The organism is Peterkaempfera podocarpi (assembly GCF_042466665.1).
Classification (GTDB): domain Bacteria; phylum Actinomycetota; class Actinomycetes; order Streptomycetales; family Streptomycetaceae; genus Peterkaempfera; species Peterkaempfera podocarpi.
In genome coordinates this window covers 2,296,101-2,317,672 of record NZ_CP162102.1, presented here as the reverse complement: position 1 = coordinate 2,317,672, position 21,572 = coordinate 2,296,101, and the positions used below count along the sequence as shown (strand labels likewise).

Here is a 21,572-nt window from a genome sequence, read left to right as displayed (position 1 = left end):
AAAACATGACCTCGTGGGCACCGGTGATCGCGCGGACCGGACACAAGATCAGCGGCGGGGCTCGTCTGTCCGTACGTTGCTGGGCACAATCCCCGAGTGCGCCGACACCGCGGCGCGCCGGCGCTGTCCGGGCGTCCTGGGCTGCGGAACTCACTGGCAGCCAAAGCGGGCTCCCACACGAGTGGCCCGGCACCCCACGTGGGCAGAGGCCAGGAACTGCGGCGGATGATGCTGCCCCCCGGCGCAACAAAAGGCGGTCTCCGGCTGCGGACACCGCCCTGACGAGTTCCCCCGCGCGATTGAGACGGGGAGTGAAGCGGGCGACGGTGTGGTGTCAGCCCGCGCTATTGCTGTCCTGACAAGATGGCGGCATGGAGCGTGTGCTTGGCATCGGTGGATACTTCATGCGAGCCGCTGACCCGGCCGCCCTGAGCGCGTGGTATCGCGACTGCCTGGGCCTGGACATCGATGAGCACGGCCTGTGGCATCAGGGAGCCGGGCCGACGGTGTTCGCCGCGTTCGAGTCCGGGACCGACTACTTCGGGTCTCGCGCCCAGCAGACCATGCTCAACTTCCGGGTCCACGACCTGGATGCGATGTTCGCGCAATTGCGCGCCAAGGGTGCGGACGTGGCCGAAGAGACGCAGGACATGGAGGGCATCGGTCGATTCGGCTGGGTCACCGATCCCGAGGGCAATCGGATCGAGCTGTGGCAGCCCGCCTGACCGGGTCTTTGCGCCGGCGGTGACGCGCGCTGCCGGACCTCTGGGCTGTCGAAGTGTGCAGGGTGGTCAGGCCCGCCCCGAGAGGCCTTCTGCGGGCACTTGGTCCGGCCTCTGAGGTGTCCCCGCGATCAACTCCGATCAGCCCGATCAGCCCGAGCAGACCCGGGAGACCTCGCAGGGCACCTTCGTGCAGCACCAGCCAGCCACAAGGTCACGATCCCGGGACGCCCTGCACCGCCCCCTGACTGAGATCCCGCCGGGAGTGCCTCCCCGGTGCCGGCCCTGGCTCCCAGCCCGGCCGGCACCGGCGTCGAGGCACGGGCCTCGGCCCGCTGCGCGTCGGTCATGCAGCTGCGATGGCACCCGTCTGACGCACCGCGGAGATCGCCCTGATTGGCTGATGGAGCCGTCGCACGCGAGGCTGGCCGAAGTGGCGCTGGTCGACTCGATGACGGCGGGAGGCCCCGTCGGCTCCTCAGTTCACCTCGGCCCTGGACGCGGCGCCGGGCCCGTCGGTGCTGCCGTATGCGAGATAGCTTCGCTGGATCGTGATGTGGTCGGCGACATATCTGGCGTCGTGCCAGACACCCCAGATGAAGCTCGACCCGCGGCGGGACAGCCAGGGCAGGCCCAGGAAGTAGACGCCCGGCTCCGAGGACACTCCCCGCCGCTGGTCCGGTCGGCCGTTCTCGTCGAACGCGTCGACCTCGAGCCAACTGTAGTCGCTGGCGAAGCCGGTCGCCCAGACGATCGAGGTGACGCCGGCCGCGGCCAGGTCGAGCTCCAGGAGGGGGTTGGACACGCAGTCCGGCTCCGGCCCGAGGACGTGGGCCTCAGGCTCCTCGGGGAGGTCGAGCCCAATGCGCTCGACATACTCGTCGGCCGCCCGGAGGAGCGCCAGGTAGTTGCCGTCGCCGAGCGTGATGTTTGTGGCGAGGTCCGGCGCGAAGCGCAGTACGCCGTTGTCGTAGGACGCGGTCAGGCCGACGAGTTCGACACCGTCGGCGGCCAGGGCGCGGAAGTCCACGGTGTGGCCGCCGCGGGCGCCGCTGACCGCGATGGTCACATGTCCGGCACCCTGCGGAGGCGTCTGTGCGTCCCAGAGCCCGAGCACGCCCAGCCACCAGCAGAAGTCACGTCCGCGGTACTCGCGGGGCGGACGGTCGTGGGGACCCACCGAGAGCAGGACCCGGCGACCGGACCGGCGCAGCTCGTCGGCGATCTGGACCCCCGAGGAGCCGGCCCCGACCACGAGGACCGCGCCTTCGGGCAGCTGCTCCGGGTTGCGGTAGCCGCTGGAGTGGATCTGCACGGGGACGGCGCCATCCGGAACGATGGGCGGGATCAGGGGCCGCTGGAAAGGTCCGGTCGCAGCCACGACGAAGCGTGCGTCGATGGCGCCCTCCGACGTCTCGACCCGGAAGCCGGACCGGCCGGAGTGCTTCCGCACCGAGGTCACCTCGACCCCGCACCGGATCGGGGCGCCGATCTTCTCGGCGTACGCGACAAAGTAGTCCGCGACCCTCTCCTTCGAGGCGAAGGCATCGGGGTCGACGTCGGAGAACTCCAGCCCCGGGAACCGGTCGTGCCATGCGGGCCCGTTCGCAACCAGGGAATCCCACCGCTCCGAGCGCCACCGCTCGGCGATCCGGTGCCGCTCCAGGACGATGTGCGGTATGCCGTGAGCGCCTAGGTGCTCGCTCATCGCCACGCCTGCCTGGCCCGCCCCGACGACGACTACTTCAGTCTTTTCACTCGGCATTTCAACCTCCGTCAGGCGGCAGTCCATCCGGTGTCGCGTCGACCGTGCTACCGCACGAGAAATCCTCGGGGCCCATCCGGAATTCTGTCCAATAGACGTTTTTGTTGTGGGTGATCTGATTTATAGATCTGGCGCGCAGCTGCCGAGACCCGCGTCCCGGCTGGTCTCGCCGCAGGTCAGTACCTGTGCAGAAGGCCGCCGGGCCGGACGCATCGGAGGACGCCGGGGCGGGGGAGCCGGTCGGGTCCGGTGATGGGCTCTGCCATCTACAGGGCAGAGATCCGCTGGTCGTCCCTGGATTCGGGGGTGCGGTGCCCGGTCGGGCACGCGCTTCGTCCGGGATCAGGAGGCGGTCGAGGAACTCGAGCGTCCAAGGTGATCGGCGGGGCGCCGACCACGGGCCGCGACCTCGAAAAATAGCTGCTCCAGCTATGATAGCTGTTACTATCATAGCTGGAGGTGTCGCTATGCCGCTGAAGCCGAGGCGTCTGTTCGGGCGGGATGCGGAGTGGGGTGCGCTGAGTGAGTTCGCCGCCTCGGATCAGCCGGGAGCCTCGCTGGGGCTGGTCTACGGCCGCCGTCGGCAGGGCAAGACGCTGATGCTGGAACTGCTGGTGCGCGAGATGGGCGGCTTCCTCTTCGCCGCGACCCAGCAGAGCGAGGCGCAGAATCTGGCAGACCTCGGGAGCGCGTATGCGGCGTTCCGGGGGTTGCGGCGGCCGGTGCTGTTCTCCGACTGGCGGGATGCTCTGGATGAGGTCCTGCGGATCGGTGAGGACGCTCAGGTGCCGGTGGTCATCGACGAGTTCCCCTACCTGGTGGCCGCGAGCCCGGCGCTGCCCTCCTACCTTCAGGCATCACTCAGTCCGCTGAGCCATGCGAAGGAGCACACTCGCACGCGGCTGATCCTCTGCGGCAGTGCGTTGACCACGATGGCCCAGTTGCTGGGCGGCGGTGCGCCGCTGCGCGGACGGGCGAGCATGGAGCTGGTGGTACGGCCGTTCCGGTTCCGGGAGGCGGCCGCGTTCTGGGGTGTGGAGGAGGATCCGGAGCTGGCTTTCCGGCTGCACGCGCTGGTCGGCGGGACGCCCGCGTACCGGGAGATGTCCGGGGGAGTGGGGCCGGGGAGTGTGGCCGACTTCGATGTGTGGGTGCAGCGCAGGCTGCTCAACCCGGCGTCGGCGATGTTCCGGGAGGGCGGTCTGCTGCTGCGGGAGGAGCCGTCGATCTCCGACCCCACGTCGTACGCGGCGACCCTGACCGCGGTCAGCGCGGGCAACCACCGCCGGTCACAGATCGCGGCGGCGCTCGGGCGTCCGAGCAGCGCCCTGGCGCATCTGCTCTCCGGTCTGCAGGACATCGGGCTGCTGGAACAGGTCGATGACGCGCTGCGGGACAAGCGCAGCACCTTCAAGGTAGCGGAACCGGTGGTGCGACTGCACCAGCTGCTGATCCAGCGTCACGAGCCCGAGCTGGTCGTGGGGCGCGCGGACCGGGTCTGGGCGGAGAACGCCGACACGGTCGCCGGGAAGATCTACGGCCCCCACTTCGAGGAGCTGGCCCGGCAGTGGTGCTTCGAGCATGCCTCCGACGAGACCCTGGGTGGCAGGGCAAGCTGGGTGCGTCCGACGGAGATCCCGTGTCGGGAACACCGGCGTGGCCATGAACTGGACCTGGTGGTCGGGGAGTCCCCGGCCTTCGGGTCGGAGCGGATCACCGCGATCGGGGAGGCCAAGGGGACGGCCAAGCCCGTGGACGTGCCGGAACTGGAGCGGCTGGACCACCTGCGAGGCCTGCTGCCCAGCGAACGCGTCGGGCCCTTGCCCAAGCTCCTGCTGTTCGCCCGCTCCGGCTTCACCGACCAACTGCGCCGTGTGGCCGGCAGCCGCAGTGACGTCGAGCTTGTCGACCTCAAGCGGCTGTACCAGGGGGCGTGATCCAAGCGGCGGAGCTGTCGGCCCCGCACAACGTGCGGTGCGGCCACGCGGCGGAGCGGTTCCCTCCCCAGGGGCCTGCCATCCCGGTGACGCACGAATCCGCGGCGCGAGATGCAAACTCCGCGGCTGCCGATGTGATGCGTCCGACCCTGTCCGGGTAACGGCCCGCCGCTGGTGGGGGCCTCGCGATGCCACGGTAAAGATCATCCAAAGCCGCCTTGTGCGAACCGCTGTTCGGGTAGTACATGTGGCGCTTCAGTGATCAATCGATGATGAGAGCCGGTACCTTGACCTCCAGATCAGCCGCGCCCGGAGAAGAGCCGCCGTCCCTGCCGGACGACGTCTGGGAGCAGTTCACCCGCGACACCGAGGCGGACATCCGCGCCAATGCGCCCAAGGAGGCCTCGGCTCGGGCGCGGTTGGTCACCGAGCGGCTGCGCCTGGAGGATGAGGCGGCGGCCAAGGCGGCGAAGCGGTCCAGGTTCGGCCGCAAGCCCAAGACGCCGGCGCTGCCCGATGGCTGGCGCACCGGGCCCGCATGGCGTGAGATGGAGGGCCGGAAGCCGCGTGGTCGCAAGTTCCTCGGGTTGGTCGGCGTCGTGCTGGCGGTGGTGCTCGTCCTGGCGGCATTGAACCCGCAGGGTGTCCGGTCCGTTCTCGCCGGCCACGGCTGGGGAGCTTCGGCCGCCGCCGCCGCACCGTTGCCGCCCGAGACCGCCGCCCCCACCGCGGCGCCGTCCGCCGCGGACCCCGACATTCCCACCCTGCACCGGCCGTTCGCCGGCTCGCCCGCCGAGCAGTATGCCGACGGCGCCGACGGCATAGTGCTGCCCACGGCGAAGGCGGTCGGTACCAACACCAAGGCGGAGGTCGCCAAGGCGCTGCGGACGGCCAAGGACTTCCTCGTCGCGTCCAACCTGGACCCCGCCGTGCTGGCCGGCGGCAAGCCGGAGAAGGCCCTCGCGATCATGGACCCCACCGCCAACGATGCGCGGGAGATGGCGCGCGAGTTCCTGGCGCACCCGAGGGAGAACCATGACCCGCTGACCCTGTTCACCCGGTTCAACCCCCGTGAGGTGCGGGTGGTCGGCTCCGTCGTCAAGGTGCGCGGCCGCATGACGGTGGGCAAGGGCAAGCACGGTGGACTGCGGATCGTCGCCGACTACACCTTCGTCTATCCGCTGACCCGGGTGCAGAAGCAGGAGAGCACTGCGGCTGAGGTCGTCCGGACCATCGTCCGTCGCACGGTCACCTTCGAACTCCTGAACCCGCAGCGGTATCGCGTCACGCGCGGCACTCTTCCGGTGATGGGCTGGGACTCCGACCTCGGCAACTCGGCCTGCGGCATCCACGACGGCTTTCTCCACCCGCAGTTCAACACGGACGTCGATCCGCAACCCTCCGGCAGTGCCACCCCCTCCATAACGCCGTCCGGCCCGGCTGTCGACCCCTACGACCGCAGCAAGCCGGTCGGCACCGGACGCAGCGCCGCGTGCGGCAGCCTGAGCCGCACCTGAGCACCGGGGCCGATCGTCCGAGGTCAGTGCGGAGAGGTCGGGCGAAGAAGGACCGCGGGCCAGGGAGTCAGGGGGCGTAGGTTGACACGCTCTCGTCCCGGCCGGCGTTTGCACAGCTCGCAGGCCGTTTCCGCAGCGCTGCGGGAACGGCCTGCTGTGCAGCTCCGACGCTGGTGACTGCAGGGGAGGGGCAGGCGTTCAACTGGTGGTCACTGCGCGGGGCTTGTGGGCGGCGGAATGGATGCGGAGCCACGTCCGCCCGACTCCGACCACACACGCTTCCGTCGAGCGACCTCGAACACGCTGCCCACCTGTTCCGTGGTCAGCGTGGCGGGGAGTCGCGTCACAAACTGGTCCACGGTTGCCCCGTCGAGGACGGACACGCTTGGTACGTCCGCCTCGATGCGGATCCAGCGAGCCCCGACCACAGCAATGACCGGACGGACGGGCACCGCCCAGCCACACCGCTTCAGCAGCAACCTGGCCACCCGGCGGGCCTCGTTCATGCTGCTGCGCAGGTAATCGGTGCTTCGTCCGTCCACCCGCAGCATGGCGTCGCCGACCCAGACGCTCGCGTCGGCGTGGTGCTTGCTGTTCACGGTGAACACACCGGGCGGTCCGATCACCAGATGGTCGATGTCGCTGCCGCTCGGCCACTGCACCCCGTGCAGGACTCGCCAGCTGTCCGAGGGCAACCGCCCCAGTGCCTGGCCCACAAAGACTTCCCCCGCGATGCCGATCTGGATCTCCGTTGGGAAAAGGGGGTCCCTGGCTGTGCGTGCCGACCAGCGAACCAACTGCCGTTGTGCCCGCTCCCTGTCCCGTGCCAACGCCATCAGCGCAGCGCCGGGGCGGTTGCCTGCCAGATCCTCGTCCGGTGTCAGGGGAGGCAAGGGCGGGACCGCCGCCGGACTCGGCCCCTCCGACGCAGCAGCAGACCGCGGACCGGATCGGTGTGCCTGTGTTGCCCGTTGCTCTCGCTTCCACCGGGCGATGCACGCTCGCGCCGCCTCCTCGGCAGCCGGCACGAGGACACGAAACTCACCGCTCCGGAAGTCGTAGTACGCGACCGACTCACCCCGAGAGCCCACGCGGCTGACATACACACGGTCCTGGCCGTTCCTGCGCCATCGCCTGGCCACAAGATCATCCATCCGGCCCCCCTCAGCACAGATCCTGCCATCACCAGGCCGGCACGCAGGCGCCGATGCCGCAAGACCCGGGATGGAGCGCCCAGAAATGATGAGGTGTCAAGTCAGGTAATGGGCCAGGACCCACCATCAGCCGGGACCCGACGGGGTGCCGGGACATTGGGGGTAGGCCCGGCTTCGACTGCGATGCACCCGGCCACAGGCGCACGGCGGGACGTCGCTGGGGCGCATGGCCATCAGGGTCCGCCCCCCACCCGGGCCTGCACCACCGTGTCGTCGGAGGGGGCCCCGTCGCCCGGCGAAGGCCCGGCCGAATGTTCCCCTGACCGTCCGCCGGGCCCTCCCGGCCGACGAGATTCGCGGTGCGGTCCGCAGCCTTGACTCCGTCGGCGCAGACCCGCGAAAACACGTCGCGAGCCCGCCATCGCCGACCTTAAGGTCCCCACCATGGCCTACCTGGCGTTACTGCGTGCCCCTCACGTCGCTCGACTGCTGGCCGGCAGTTGGGTCGGACGCCTCCCACCCGCGATGGCCGCCCTCACCATCCCGCTGGCCCTGCGCAGGGCCGGTGCGAGCTATGGGTTCGTGGGCATCGCGGCCGGCGCCTTCGCCATTGCCGCAGCCGTCGGTGCACCGCTGCTGGGACGGGCGGTCGACCGCTGGGGGCAGACCAGGGTGCTGGCCCCCACCGCCGGCCTGGCCGCGGCGGGCTTCATCACCATCGCCCTCGCTCCTGGCCACAAGCTCCCGGTTCTGGTCGGAGCGCTCCTCGCCGGCGCCATGACCCCGCCCCTGGAGCCCTGCCTGCGGGCCCTCTGGCCCGACATCGCTCCCAGCGGCCGGTTGGAGTCCGCGTACGTCCTTGACTCCGTCGCCCAGGAACTCGTCTTTGTCGCCGGACCACTGGTGGTGACCGCCTGCGTTGCCGTCCAGTCGCCCCTGTTCGCCCTGCTCGCCCAGGCGCTGCTCGGCGTGGTGGGGGTCGTCGTGGTCGCGACCGCCCCGCCCTCCCGCCGCTGGAAGGCCGCAGCCCGCTCCAGCCACTGGCTGGGCCCGCTGCGCAGTCCCGCCCTGGTCACCCTGCTCGCCGCGCTCACCGGGACCGGCTTTGCCATCGGAACCCTCAATGTCCTGGTGATCTCCTACGCCGAGCACTGGTCGACGCCCGGCGGGGCGCCCGCCCTGCTCGCCCTGAACGCCGGCGGCGCGCTGATCGGCGTCCTGATCTACGGCACCCGCAACTGGCCCGGCACACCCGCAACCCGGGCAGTCCTGTTCGCCGCCGGCCTGGTCAGCGGCTACGGACTGCTGACCCTTGTCCCGCCCCCGCCCTACATGCACGCACTGATGCTGCTCACCGGAGCGTTCCTCGCCCCGCTGCTCACGGTCACCTTCCTGCTCGTCGGCGAACTGGCCCCACCCGGCACCACATCAGAGGCCTTCGCCTGGGAGGTCACCCTCTTCGCGTCGGGGACGTCACTGGGCTCCGCCGTGGTCGGCACGGTGCTGGAGCACACCGACGAGCACCGGGCAGCCGCCTGCGGTGTCCTGGGCACGCTCGTCACCCTGCTGATCCTGGTCCTCAGCAGGCGGCGTCTCTCCGTTCAGCAACCGGATGTGAACGGGACCCCTGACGCCGCGCCCGCCGACGTGTGAGAGCTGGGCAAACCCCTGCCCGCGCGGGGTCATGTGACGCGGCGCCCGACCGGCCCAAGCCGTCAGCTGATCGCCGTCAGCTGATCGCCGGCCGCGTCAATGTCAGCGGTCGGCGTGACGGTCCTGACAGCAGCGGGAGGGGAGCGCCATGGGCACCTGGGCCATCGGTCCGTTCGACAGTGACACCGCAGCAGACTTCGCCCTCACTCTGGACGACGCGGGCGGCGAGGAGCGTGAGGGGCTGATCCGAAGCCTGCTGCTGCGAGTGAAGCGAGCGGGGGCGGGACCGCGCAGGCCCGTCGTCACGCCAGGACGCGCGACCGGTATGCAGCCGCGGCACGCCGTTCGAACCGTGCCCGGGAGCTCCCCGAAAAAAGTTCACGTAGGGTCTGTCGAATTCTCGTTGCCCGTGCGACGTACAGGCGTACCGACCGATCACTCAGCAAGGAGAGACACCATGGCCCAGTACGCGATCCTCATCTACGACACGCCCGAGGCCGGCGAGTACACGCCCGAGCAGCAGGCCCAGAGCAAGCGGCACGCCAACGACCTGGTCGACTCCGGTGCCATGGTCGCGGCGTACGCGTTGCAGTCCCCCGACACCGCCACCTCACTCCATGGCGACATGGTCACCGACGGCCCGTTCGTCGACGCCAAGGAGGTCGTCGCCGGGGTCTGCATCATCGAGGCTCCGGATCTGGACGCCGCCCTGGAGCTGGCCCGGCGCAACCCGGCCCTGCAGTGGGGCCGCGGCGGTGTCGAGGTGCGGCCCGTCGCCGGCAGCATCCCGCCCCGATGACCACTGCGCCCGACGCCGGCCAGGCGGTCGCCGACGCGCACCGCCGCGAGTGGGCTCTGGTGCTCGCCGCGGCGGTGCGCGTCGCCCGCGACCTGGACCTGGCCGAGGAATGTGTGCAGGAGGCGTACGCCGCGGCGCTGGCGTCCTGGGAGCACGACGGCGTCCCCGGCAACCCCGCGGCCTGGCTCACCACCGCGGCCAAGCGGCGGGCGATGGACGCGGTCCGCCGCGAGCGGGCCTTCCGCTCGAAGCTGCCGCTGCTGGTGGAGCCCGAGGCGGCGGTCGACGAACTCGCCCTGGAGGAGCCCGACGAGGAGGCCGCCATGGACCCCGAGGAGGCAGTGCCGGACGAACGCCTGCGGCTTGTCTTCATCTGCTGCCATCCCGCGCTTGCACAGGAGGCCCGGCTCGCGCTCACCCTGCGGCTGGTGTGCGGTCTGCCGACTGCGGATGTCGCCAGGGCGCTGTTGGTGTCGGAGCAGACCATGGCCGCCCGGATCACCCGGGCGAAGAAGAAGATCTCCGCCGCCCGGATCCCCTACCGGGTGCCGCGCCCGGCGGAACTCCCGGACCGGCTGGCGGCTGTGCTCGGCGTCATCCACCTGCTGTTCACCGCCGGCCACACGGCTCCGTCGGGCCCTGCGCTGATGCGCACCGACCTGGCCGACCGCGCGCTGCATCTGACCCGGACGCTGCGCGACCTCATGCCCGACGAGCCGGAGGTGCGTGGCCTGCTGGCCCTCCTGCTCGTCACGGACGCCCGCCGTGCCACCAGGACCGACGGCGAAGGAAGGCTGCTGCGCCTGGAGGAGCAGGACCGCTCCCTGTGGGACCGCGCCGCGCTGGCGGAAGCGCACGACCTGATCGTGGACGGGCTCCGCGGCGGCCGTGCGGGGCGCTATGTGCTGCAGGCCGCGATCGCATCGCTGTACGCCGGGGCGCCGGCGTACGAGGACACGGACTGGCCGCAGCTCGTGGCCCTCTACGACAGACTGCTGGTGCGCTGGCCCTCACCGGTGGTCGCGCTGAACCGCACCGTGCCGCTGTCGATGGCCCAAGGGCCTGCGGCCGCGCTGGCCGAGGTCGAGGGACTGGAGCAGGACGGACGGCTCGCCCGTTACCACTATCTGCCCGCGATCAAGGCGGACCTGCTGCGGCGTCTGGGCCGTACGGCGGACGCGGCGGCTGCATACCGGCAGGCGCTGGAGCTGGCCGGCAACGGGGCCGAGCGGACGTTCCTCGCCGGGCGCCTCGCCGATCTGGAGGCCGACGCCGGGTAGCCGCCCGCCGCAGCCCCGAGGGGGACGTTCTCGAGGTCTGCTGTCGCGGGGTGGGAGCCAGCAGGCCGGTGACCTCAGCGAGCTCCCGAGGAAGCGGGTTTGACGCTCAGTCCGGGGGCTACGCGCCGACCGGCAGCTGCCCTGCCTCGCCCCGTCCCGCTCCGCCTTGCCCTGCCCTGCCCCGCCCCGCCCCTGCCCCGCCCCAGCTCCGCCCCAGCTCCGCTCCGCACAGATGCACACAGGAGCCTCGTGCCCGTCGTCCCACAACCGCCGATCGCACGCCCTGCCCGCACCACCCACCAGCAGGGCGGCGCGGCCGTGCCCACACGGCGACTGTCCAGCGCCGATGAGGATTGCGGCGCCACCGGGCCGAGGGCCCGCCGCAGCGGTGGAACGCGGCCAGTGGGGGTGCTTCACGGCCGGGAGTTCCGCTCCATCGATTACAAGATCAGCACGCTTTCCTCTTCACTTCACCAAGTGCATGAGTGATCTTCAGGTGCTGCGCTGTCCGTGATGTCCTGACAAATCGACACAAGCATCGCGGAGTCACCGGATGTGGCCGGGATAAGCAGCCGAGAGACCGTCACATTCCTTTCACAATAGGAAGATGTGATGTTCGAAAAGAGTGCCATGATGCTCCGATCTTCGACTTGTCATGAGCCGGAGGTGTTTCAGCGCAGCACGGGTGATGGGGATGCGGATGCACACGCGGAGTCGATGGGGCCGGCTGGTGACGCTGGCGGTCTCGCTGGGTCTGGCCACTGTTACGGGGATGCCGACCGGCACCGCCTATGCCTTCGGTCCCACCTCGGTTCCCACGGCCCCCTCGGTGGTCGGTTCGGCGCCCGTGCAGCGTTCCGGGACGGCGGCCGGCCGCAGCCACAAGGCGGCGTCCTCCTCGACCGCGGCTGCCGACAAACTCGGCGGGAACGGCTCCGCACCCCGGCCCAAGGGCGCACTGCCGGAGGACCGGCAGGCCAAGCCGCTGACCCTGCCCCGGCAGGCGGACCGGCAGCCGGACAGTGTGCAGGTGCTGCCCGCCCAGGCGGCACAGCAGCTGCACGGCTATGACGCGGCCTCCAGCCACGAGTTGACCGGTCAGCGCAGTGAGCGGACCCGGACCTTCGCCAACGCCGACGGCAGCTACACCACCCGGATCTACAAGGACCCGCAGTTCCACCAGGGCTCCGACGGCAAGTGGGCGCCGGTGGACACCACGGTGGTCCCCCGCACCGAGCAGCTGGCGGCGTCGCTGTTCGGCGACCGGAGCACCACCGCGGGCGCGGAGAACCTCGCCCGGCTGATCGGCCCCTCCGCCGGCGGCTCCGGTTGGGCTGTGTCCGACAGCCAGAACCCGGTGCAGTTCGCCCCCACGGCGGATGGCGACCCGGTGGTGACGGTCCGTCTGGACGATTCCCACACGGTGGGTTACGGCGTGGCCGACGCCGCGGCGGTGCCCGGTGCAGCTTCCGGCGACACGGTCAGCTACGACGGTGCGCGGCCGGGGGCCGACCTCCAGCTGACGGCGACGGCGGCCGGCGTCAAGGAGGATGTCGTCCTCAACTCGCCCTCCGCACCGGCCGACTGGACCTTCCCGCTGCACCTTCAGGGACTGAAGGCCTCGCAGACGGCCGACGGCTCGGTGGTGTTCACCGACGAGAAGGGGACCGTCCGCGCCTCCATGCCCAAGGGCTGGATGGAGGACTCGGCCGTCGACCCGCACTCCGGCGACGGCGCGATATCCACCGGCGTCACCTTCAGCCTGGTGCAGTACCAGGGCGGTCAGGCGCTGCGGATGCAGGCCGACGAGACGTGGCTGCACGACCCGGCCCGTGTCTTCCCGGTGCGGATCGACCCGAGCGTCGGCAATGTCGACGACAACTCCGACACCTATGTGGAGTACCCGTACGACCAGAACTTCGCCGGTGACGTCGAGCTGAAGATCGGTACGTACGACGGGGGCGGCCACAAGGCCAACGCCTTCCTGAAGTTCGACGATGTGGGCTCCTCGCTGAAGAACGAGTATGTGCTCGGCGCGAAGCTGTACATGTACAACACCTGGGCCTACTCCTGCACCGCGGCGTCGGTCACCGCCTACCCGATCTCCGGGTCGTGGACCTCCACCTCGGTCTCCAGCTACCCCGGCCCGGCGGTCGGCTCCTCCCTGGGCAGCGCCAGCTTCGCCCGGGGCTGGAAGCCCAGCGGTGCCACGTCCTCGTCGTGCGCGTCCAAGTGGGAGCCGATCGACCTCGGCACCGGCGGCAAGACCCTGATCGAGGGCTGGACCCACGGCAAGGCCAACTACGGTCTGGCGCTGAAGGCGTCCACGACCAGCTCCTACGGCTACAAGAAGATCGAGTCCGCCAACAACGGCACCGGCGACCCGTATCTGGCCGTCACCTACACCAAGTACGGGGCGTCCTACACCCTGACCTCGACGCCGCCGAGCCCGCCGGTCACCGGCTCCCAGGACGGCAAGGTCAAGGTCAAGGTCACCAACCTGGGCACCGACACCTGGACGTCCAGCAACGGCTACAAGCTGGGCTACAAGGTCTACGACTACACCAGCGGCAAGCTGATCACCACCAACACCTCGGCGGCCACCATGCCGTCGAGCGTGGCGCCCAACGCCTCGATCACCCTCAGCCCCACGATCAAGGCGCTGGTGCCGGGCAAGTACCTGATCGACTGGGACATGTACTCCGGCAGCACCTCGTTCTCCTCGCAGAGCGTGCCGGTGGGCAAGATGGCGCTGACGGTGCCCGTGGTGGCGCCGAGCGTGAGCAATGTGCTCCCGCCGAACGGCTACAGCGCTCAGACGCTGACGCCGCAGCTCACCGTGATCGCCTCGGACAACAACGGCGCCAGTCTGACGTACCACTTCACGGTGCTGGACGGCACCACCACGGTGGCGGACTCCGGGTCCATCACCGACCACCTGTGGAGTGTTCCGGCGAGCCTGCTGCAGTGGGGCAAGTCCTACACCTGGAGCGTGGTGGTCTCGGACGGCACGTCCTCGCAGACCATCGGCCCCAGCACGCTGACCACCCAGATACCCCAGCCACCGGTCACCTCCCATCTGGGCGCCAGCGCCGGTGACCACGGATTCGACGCGCAGGTGGGCAACTTCACCACCGCCGCCACCGACGCCTCCGTCGCCACCGTGGGTCCCGATCTGACGGTCGCCCGTACGTACAACAGCCTCGACGCGGACACCACCCACGCCTTCGGCGCCGGCTGGTCCTCCCGCTTCGATATGAAGATCACGCCGGATGCCGACGGCTCGGGCAATGTGGTGCTCACCACCCCCAGCGGCCAGCAGCAGCGCTTCGGCCGCAGCACCATGACGCTGACGCAGATGTTCGACGTGGGGGACCAGACCGGCGACGGCATCGACGACATCGACTCCGTCGACCCGGTCACCGGGCAGCTGTGGATGTACCCGGGCCCGGACTTCGCCGGCACCGAGCGGATCAAGGTCGGTTCGTCCGGCTGGACCGGCATGACCCAGCTGACCGGCGGCGACTTCGACGGCGACGGCATCGGCGATGTGATCGGCGAGCAGGCCAGCACCGGCATCCTGTTCTTCTACAAGGGCAAGGCGGGCGGCGGCTACAACACGCGGGTCCAGCTCACCACCGGTTGGACCGGCTACATCGACACGATCGCCGAGGACTACAACAGCGACGGCAAGCGTGACCTGGTCGCGGTGGACAACGCGACCGGATATCTGTGGCTGTGGCCCGGCAACGGCGACGGCACCTTCGGCACCAAGGTGCAGATCGGCACCGGCTGGCTGCCGTACCGCCTGGTCACCGCCGGCGACTTCAACGGCGACGGCAAGAACGACCTGCTCGCCGCCGACAGCACCACCGGCAACCTCTACCTGTGGGCGGGCAAGGGCGACAAGACCTTCGCCGCCAAGGTGCAGACGGGTACCAGCTGGGGCACGATCGGTCAGATCGCCGGGGTCGGCGACCGGACCGGCGACGGAGCCGACGACTTCCTCGCCGTGAAGAGTGCGACGCAGGAGCTGTTCCTCTACAAGAGCACCGACTTCGCCGGCCCGACCAGGATGGCGGCCGACTACGGCAGCTATGTCTCCCCGTCCGGGCAGTTCGCCTCTCTGGTCGGCACCCTCGGTGGCGGCTGGACGCTGACCGACAAGTCGAAGACGGTGTACACCTTCGACTCGGCCGGCCGGCTGACGAAGATCACCGACCTGAACCACATCAGCGAGACCCTGAGCTACGACGCCTCGGGGAAGCTGGCCACGGTCACCAACACCACCTCGGGCCGCTCCCTGCATGTGACCTGGAGCGGCGCCCACATCGGCAGCATCGCCACCGACGCGGTGAACGGCTCCCCGCTGACCTGGTCGTACGCCTACAACGGCGATGACCTCAGCCAGGTCTGCTCGCCCGTGTCGCAGACCAAGTGCACCTCCTACTCCTACGGGTCGGGATCGCACTACCGCACGGTGGTGCTGGACGCCTCCCCCCACACCTACTGGCGGATGGGCGACCCCTCCGACACCGACGCCACCGACGAGGTGGACACCAACCAGGGCAACGAGGACGGCACCTACTCCGCCACCACCCTCGGCACCGCCGGCGCCCTCGCGGGCACCAGTGCCACCGCCGCGTCCTTCAACGGCACCAGCTCCTCGGTGCAGCTGCCCGACGCCGTGATCCAGAACGGCGGCGCCTACCTGGCGGCGGAGCTGTGGTTCAAGACCACACATGTGGGACCGCTGCTGGAGTACGAGGACAAGCCGCTGGGCTCCGCGACCACACCCGTCCACTATGTGCCGGCGCTGTACATCGGCGCCGACGGCAAGCTGCGCGGCCAGTTCGGCAACGGTGCGGTGGAGCCGATCACCACCACCAAGACCGTCACCGACGGGGCGTGGCACCACGTGGTGCTCACCGGAGCGGGCACGCTGCAGACGCTCTACCTGGACGGCGCCCAGGCGGGCACCCTGAACGACGCGCCGATCAAGAGCACGGACAAGCCGTACACCTACGTCGGCGCGGGCTGGTTCAACACCGGCTGGCCGTCCACCCCGTTCACCACCAAGTACGGCTACTTCAACGGCCAGATCCAGGACGTGGCGCTCTACTACCACTCGCTCGGCCCCCAGGTCGTCCAGGCTCACTACGCGTCACGCCTGGCCGCCGACGAGCTGACCGCGGTGACGCTGCCGAGCGGCAATGACACCTGGGACGTGGACTACGACAACACCCTGGACCGGGTGTCGGACGTCACCGACCCGCAGGGCGGCACCTGGCAGCTCGGCGCCACCAGCGTCTCCGGCTCCGGTACCGACCTGACCCGCGACGTCACCGTCACCGACCCGTCGGGCAACGACCAGTCCTACGGCTACGACCCGCTCAACGGCGGCCGGATCACCGACTACTCGCTCACCGACGGCAGCGACCGCACCTACACGTACGACACCGGCGGCTTCCTGACGAAGACCACCGACGAGAACGAGCACAGCGTCACCCAGACCCACGACACCCGCGGCAACATGCTCTCCCGCACCACCTGCCGGGACGAGGCCGCGAAGACCTGCTACACCAGCTACTACTCGTACTACCTCAACGGTTCCGACTCCGGGGACCTGCGCAACGACAAGGTCACCGCGGAGCGTGATGCCCGCTCGGCCAGCGCCACCGACAACACCTATCTGACCAGCTACAGCTACACCACGGACGGCAATGTCTCCTCGGTGACCGGCCCGGTCGGCTCCGGCTGCCCCAGCGGCTGCAAGACCTCCCGCACCTACACCGACGGCACCGAGGCCGCGGTCGGCGGCGGCACCACCCCCGCCGGCCTGCTGAAGACCTCTACCAACGGCCAGAGCGGCGGCACCACCGCTTACGCCTACAACGCCCAGGGCGACCTGGCGAAGACCACCGACCCGGCGGGGCTGGTCACCACCTATGCCTACGACGGGATCGGCCGCACCCTGACGCAGTCGGTGGTCTCCGACTCCGTCCCCTCCGGTGCCACCACCAGCTACACCTACGACGCCGACTCCCGCGTCGCCACCCGCACCGACCCAGCGGCCGCCAACGCGGTGGACCACACCACCCACCAGGCGCGCACCACCTACGCCTACACCGACGACGGCCAGATCTCCACGCAGACCGTCGACGACCTCACCGGCGGCGACCCGACGCGCACCAGCGCCTACGACTACGACGCCCAGGACCGGGTGAACACGTTCACCGACCCCGCCGGGCTGACCACCAACTACGACTACGACCAGTTCGGCAACCACAGCTCGGTCACCACCGGCGTGGGCACCGACCAGCAGACCGAGACCGACTACGCCTACAACCTGAGCAGCGAGCTCACCAGCACCACGCTGAAGGACTGGACCGGCGACCCGGCCCACCCGTCCGACCCGCAGGACCTGGTGCTGGAGTCGCGGGCCTACGACCCCGCCGGCCGCCTCGCCTCGGTGACCGACGCCATGGGCCGCACCACCTCCTACACCTACTACGCGGACGACATCCAGGCGGGTGTCACGGCCACCGGCTACCACGACCCGGACACCGGAACCACCCGCGACATCACCCTGGAGTCCGACACCTACGACGGTGCCGGCAACCTGGTGAAGCAGATCACCGGCGGCAGCAAGGCCGTCGAGACCGACTACACCGTCGACGCGGCGGGCCGCACCACCCGTACCGTCCTGGACCCCACCGGTCTGAACCGGGTGAGCACCGACGCCTATGACGCCCTGGGCAACATCGTCACCGAGACCCGCACGGGCGGCGGCGTCACCGAGCAGAGCGACGCGACCTACGACGCGATGGGTCGAAAGCTGTCGACCAGCGTCCACAACGGTTCGCAGAACCTCACCACCACCTGGACTCTGGACCAGCGCGGCCTTCCGCTGACCATGGTCGACCCGCTGGGCAACACCAGCGGCAACTCCCCGTCCGACCACACCGTCAGCTACACCTACGACACCCTGGGCCGCCTGACCACCACCGCCCTCCCGGCCGTGCAGGTGGAGAGCTACGGGCAGCAGGCCGCCACCGGGCGGCCGACCACCACCCTCGGCTACGACACCTTCGGTGACCAGATCCAGGCCACCGACGGCGACGGCAACACCAGCACCACCGCCTACGACGGCGACGGCCGCCCGACCCAGGTCTCCTCGGCCGCCTACACCGCGCCGGGCTCCGGTACCCCCGTGAACGTCACGGCGACCACCGAGTACGACGCCCAGGGCCGGGTCCACAGCACCGCCGACGCCTACGGCAACACCACTACCAACACCTACGACCAGCTCGGCCACCTCACCCAGCAGACCCAGCCGGGACTGCAGCGTGGCGACGGCACCCGCGAGGACGGCGGGGTGTCCTCGTTCACCTTCGACACCGACGGTGAGCAGCTGAGCGCCACCGATCCGACGGGCGCCCAGACCCTGGCTTCCTACGACGACCTGGGTCGGCCCATCACCGCCACGCAGGTCGAGCGTCACCCCGATCCGACCCGCTATCTGACGGCCACCCTGCGCTACGACGACGCCGGCAACCTCACCCGCAACGCGCTGCCCGGCATGGATGTCAAGGTCGACTCCCAGACCACCGTCACCGCCTACAACGCCGCCGGTGAGCCGACCGGTGTCACCGACCCCGACGGGCACACCGTCACCTTCACCCACGACCTCGACGGCCGGACCATCAGCACCACCCTCCCCAGCGGCCTGACCACCACCGACAGCTACGACCCGGCGGGGCGGCAGACCGCCACCGTCCAGTCCAAGGCAGGCACCACCCTGCGCTCGGCCTCCGTCGGCTACGACGCGAACGGCAACACCACCACCGTCACCGACTACGCCAACCCGCCGCGCACCACCGCCTACAGCTACGACGCGGCCGGACGCCTGACCCGGCAGGTCGAGCCGGGCGACGGGACCACGGCGGTCACCACCGGCTTCGGCTACGACAAGGCCGGCCACCAGACCCGGTTCACCGACGGCCGCACCAACGACACCTGGTACACCTTCAACTCCCTGGGGCAGCCGGAGTCCACCGTGGAGCCGGCGACGGGCGCCAGGCCCGATGCCGCCGACCGCACCTGGACCACCGCCTACGACAAGGACGGGCAGGCCGTCACCGCCACCGAGCCGGGCGGCGTGGTGCAGACCGCTGCGTACGACGCGCTCGGCCGGGTCACCAGCCGCACCGCCACCGGCGGTGAGGCGGCGTCCACCAGCGGCCACCTCTACACCTACGACCTGGCCGGGCGGATGCTGACCGCCGCCACCGACGGCCAGGCCACCCCGGACACCTTCACCTACAACGACCGCGGCCAGCTGCTGACCGCCACCGGGCCGCAGGGCGCCAGCTCGTACACCTACGACGACGCCGCGCGGATGACCGCCCGCACCGACGCCTCCGGTACGGCCGCCTTCGGCTACGACAACGCCGGACAGCTGACCACCGCCGCCGAGCCGCTGACGGGCGCCACCCTCAGCTACGGCTACGACCAGGACGGCAACCCCAAGACGGTCGGCTACGGCACCGGTGGTGACACCCGGACCTTCGGCTACGACAGCCTGGACCGGCTCACCAGCGACACCCTGAACGCGCCCGGCGGTACCACCGTCGCCAGCACCTCCTACGACTACGACACCAACGACCGCCTGACCTCCAAGACCACCACCGGCACCGCCGGGGCATCCGCTGACACCTACACCTACGATCCGTCAGGGCGGCTCTCCTCCTGGACCACCGGCGGCACCACCACCCAGTACGGCTGGGACGCCTCCGGCAACCTGGTGAAGAACGGCGACACCACCGCCGTCTACGACCAGCAGAACCGCCGCACCAGCGACAGCACCGGTGCCGCCTACAGCTACACCGCACGCGGCACCCTCGCCTCCGTCACCGGCGGCGACCAGCCGCAGACCTACACCTACGACGCCTTCGACCGCATGGTCTCCGGCGGCGGCACCACCTCCGCCTACGACGGCCTGGACCGCCTCGCCACCCGGGGCACCGCCACCTTCCAGTACGCGGGCGCCTCCACCCAGATCACTTCCGACGGGTCGGCCACCTACAGCCGCGACCCCGGCGGCGCCCTGGTGGCCCTGGGCCAGGGCGGAGTGGCCAGCCTCGCCTACAACGACAGCCACGACGACCTCACCGGAACCTTCACCCGCCAGGCCACGGGGCTGAGCAGCTCCACCGCCTACAGCCCCCTCGGCGCGGTCACGGCGCAGTCCGGCACCACGCCGGCCGTCGGCTACCAGGGTGCCTGGACCGACCCGGCCACCGGCCAGGTCGACATGAACGCCCGCTGGTACGACCCCGCCACCGGCGGTTTCGACTCCCGCGACAGCTACCGGCTCAACGCCAGCCCCTCCATCCAGGCCAACCGCTACACCTACGCCAACGGCGACCCCATGGACGGCACCGACCCCACCGGCCACTCCGTCTGCGTCTTCGGGCACTGCATTTCCACCAGCTACATCTCGAAGGGCATCAACGACCTCGAGCACTACGCCAACACGGCCGGCGGCTACGCCGAGGAGGTCGGTGGATACGGCCTCAAGTACGGCGGCCGGGTCCTGGGGGTCGTCGGCGTCCTGGTCAACATCGTCGCCGACGCCACGCCGATGCCTGATGACAGCTGCGAGGCGCTCTACGGCATGAGCTGTTCGGACTACTTCGGCCGGCCGAGGGGCCCGTCGTACCGCGACCAGTTCTGCGACACCCACCCGTGGACCGTGCAGTGCGGCGGCAGCCGCACGCCCCAGCGCCGGCCCACCCGCCCGGGCGGCGGTGGCGGCGGTGGTGGTGGCGGCGGAGGCGGCACCGGCGTCGGCACGTGTGCGGCGTGTCCGCCGCCGTACTTCCCGCCGCCCCCGCCTCCGCCGCCGCAGGACCCCTGCGCCCACCACCACTGCGTGGTGCCCCCGGGCCCGAAGAAGGACGAGACCATCGCCACGGCCGTCGACCTGACCTCCACCGACGGCGCCACCACGGTGACCGACCAGACCGGGACCCTGGGCGCGGCCTACCAGCTGCAGGACGCCCGCAACGACATCAACGACATCCTGCAGAGCATGCTCCAGGGCTCCACCGACACCTCCTCGCTCTTCGGTTCGGGCCGTGACGACAACGGCTGCGGCGCTGGATGGGCCAACTACGGGCCGCTGGACAAGGCCAACGGCAACCGGTCCACGGGTATCGAGGCCTGCATCACCCAGGCCATGGTCGAGGCCGGCGGCAAGGACCCGGCATCCAACCCGCCCGGCTACAAGTGGGCGCAGGACTTCTCCACCTATCTTGGGGCTGCCGATCCCAAGCTGTCGGTGAACGCCTGCCACCTGCTCGGCAAGCAGCTCGGCGGGTTCGGCGGGCGTCCCAACCTGGCGACCTGCGGCCGCTCCACCAACGCCGCGGAGCAGGACGTGACCGACCCGGGCCGCGACGGCCCCATGCTCGACTTCGAGAACACCGTTCGCGACGAGGTCGAGGGGGGAGCGACCGTGCGCTACCAGGTGACCCCCGAGTACCTGGGCAACCGCACCGTGCCCTATGCCTTCGTGATGACCGCGGAGAGCTCGACGGGCGAGTGGGCGGCGGACGTCGTCCCGAACGTCATCTACAGTCCGCGCAAGAACGCCTGGGTTAACATCGGCCAGGCCTCATGCCCGGCCCCCGCCTGCAGCAAGCCGCTGCCCACACCAGGGGTCAGGTGATTCGCCCGCC

General features: G+C 70.2%; 9 protein-coding genes and 1 pseudogene. 8 read left to right on the top strand and 2 right to left on the bottom strand.

Annotated features, from left to right (window positions below):
* The first annotated feature begins 371 nt into the window (after window positions 1-371).
* Window positions 372-725: a VOC family protein gene (locus tag AB0761_RS10170; RefSeq protein ID WP_377268649.1), complete on the top strand. Its 354-nt coding sequence runs from the start codon at window positions 372-374 to the stop codon at window positions 723-725.
* Window positions 726-1,200: 475 nt separating this feature from the next.
* Here AB0761_RS10170 and AB0761_RS10165 read toward each other — a convergent pair whose 3' ends face one another.
* On the bottom strand, window positions 1,201-2,487 hold the full coding sequence (locus tag AB0761_RS10165) for a flavin-containing monooxygenase (protein ID WP_377268648.1): 1,287 nt from the start codon (window positions 2,485-2,487) through the stop codon (window positions 1,201-1,203).
* A 467-nt stretch (window positions 2,488-2,954) separates the two neighbouring features.
* Between AB0761_RS10165 and AB0761_RS10160 the strand changes: the two genes are divergently transcribed.
* Both AB0761_RS10160 and AB0761_RS10155 read left to right on the top strand, forming a co-directional pair.
* The gene (locus AB0761_RS10160; RefSeq protein WP_377268647.1) at window positions 2,955-4,424 is read left to right on the top strand and encodes an ATP-binding protein; all 1,470 of its coding nucleotides are present in this window, start codon (window positions 2,955-2,957) and stop codon (window positions 4,422-4,424) included.
* Window positions 4,425-4,711: 287 nt separating this feature from the next.
* Window positions 4,712-5,941: a hypothetical protein gene (locus AB0761_RS10155; protein WP_377268646.1), complete on the top strand. Its 1,230-nt coding sequence runs from the start codon at window positions 4,712-4,714 to the stop codon at window positions 5,939-5,941.
* A gap of 209 nt (window positions 5,942-6,150) precedes the next feature.
* On the opposite strand, the gene AB0761_RS10150 is transcribed toward AB0761_RS10155, so the two are convergent.
* Window positions 6,151-6,777, bottom strand: a complete 627-nt coding sequence (locus AB0761_RS10150; RefSeq protein ID WP_377273995.1) for a nuclease-related domain-containing protein — start codon at window positions 6,775-6,777, stop codon at window positions 6,151-6,153.
* 762 nt (window positions 6,778-7,539) lie between these two features.
* Between AB0761_RS10150 and AB0761_RS10145 the strand changes: the two genes are divergently transcribed.
* From AB0761_RS10145 to AB0761_RS10125, 5 genes and pseudogenes are all read left to right on the top strand, one after another.
* A complete protein-coding gene (locus AB0761_RS10145; protein ID WP_377268645.1) occupies window positions 7,540-8,748 on the top strand; it encodes an MFS transporter in 1,209 nt (402 codons plus the stop codon).
* Window positions 8,749-8,896: 148 nt separating this feature from the next.
* A pseudogene (locus AB0761_RS10140) lies at window positions 8,897-9,007 on the top strand (DUF4259 domain-containing protein); the annotation flags it as partial.
* 198 nt (window positions 9,008-9,205) lie between these two features.
* Entirely contained in the window at window positions 9,206-9,547 is a 342-nt protein-coding gene (locus AB0761_RS10135; RefSeq protein ID WP_377273993.1) for a YciI family protein, read from the top strand.
* Window positions 9,544-10,827, top strand: a complete 1,284-nt coding sequence (locus AB0761_RS10130) for an RNA polymerase sigma factor (protein ID WP_377268644.1) — start codon at window positions 9,544-9,546, stop codon at window positions 10,825-10,827. Before AB0761_RS10135 ends, AB0761_RS10130 begins: the two co-directional genes overlap by 4 nt.
* Window positions 10,828-11,527: 700 nt before the next feature.
* On the top strand, window positions 11,528-21,562 hold the full coding sequence (locus tag AB0761_RS10125) for an FG-GAP-like repeat-containing protein (protein WP_377268643.1): 10,035 nt from the start codon (window positions 11,528-11,530) through the stop codon (window positions 21,560-21,562).
* Window positions 21,563-21,572: the final 10 nt, after the last annotated feature.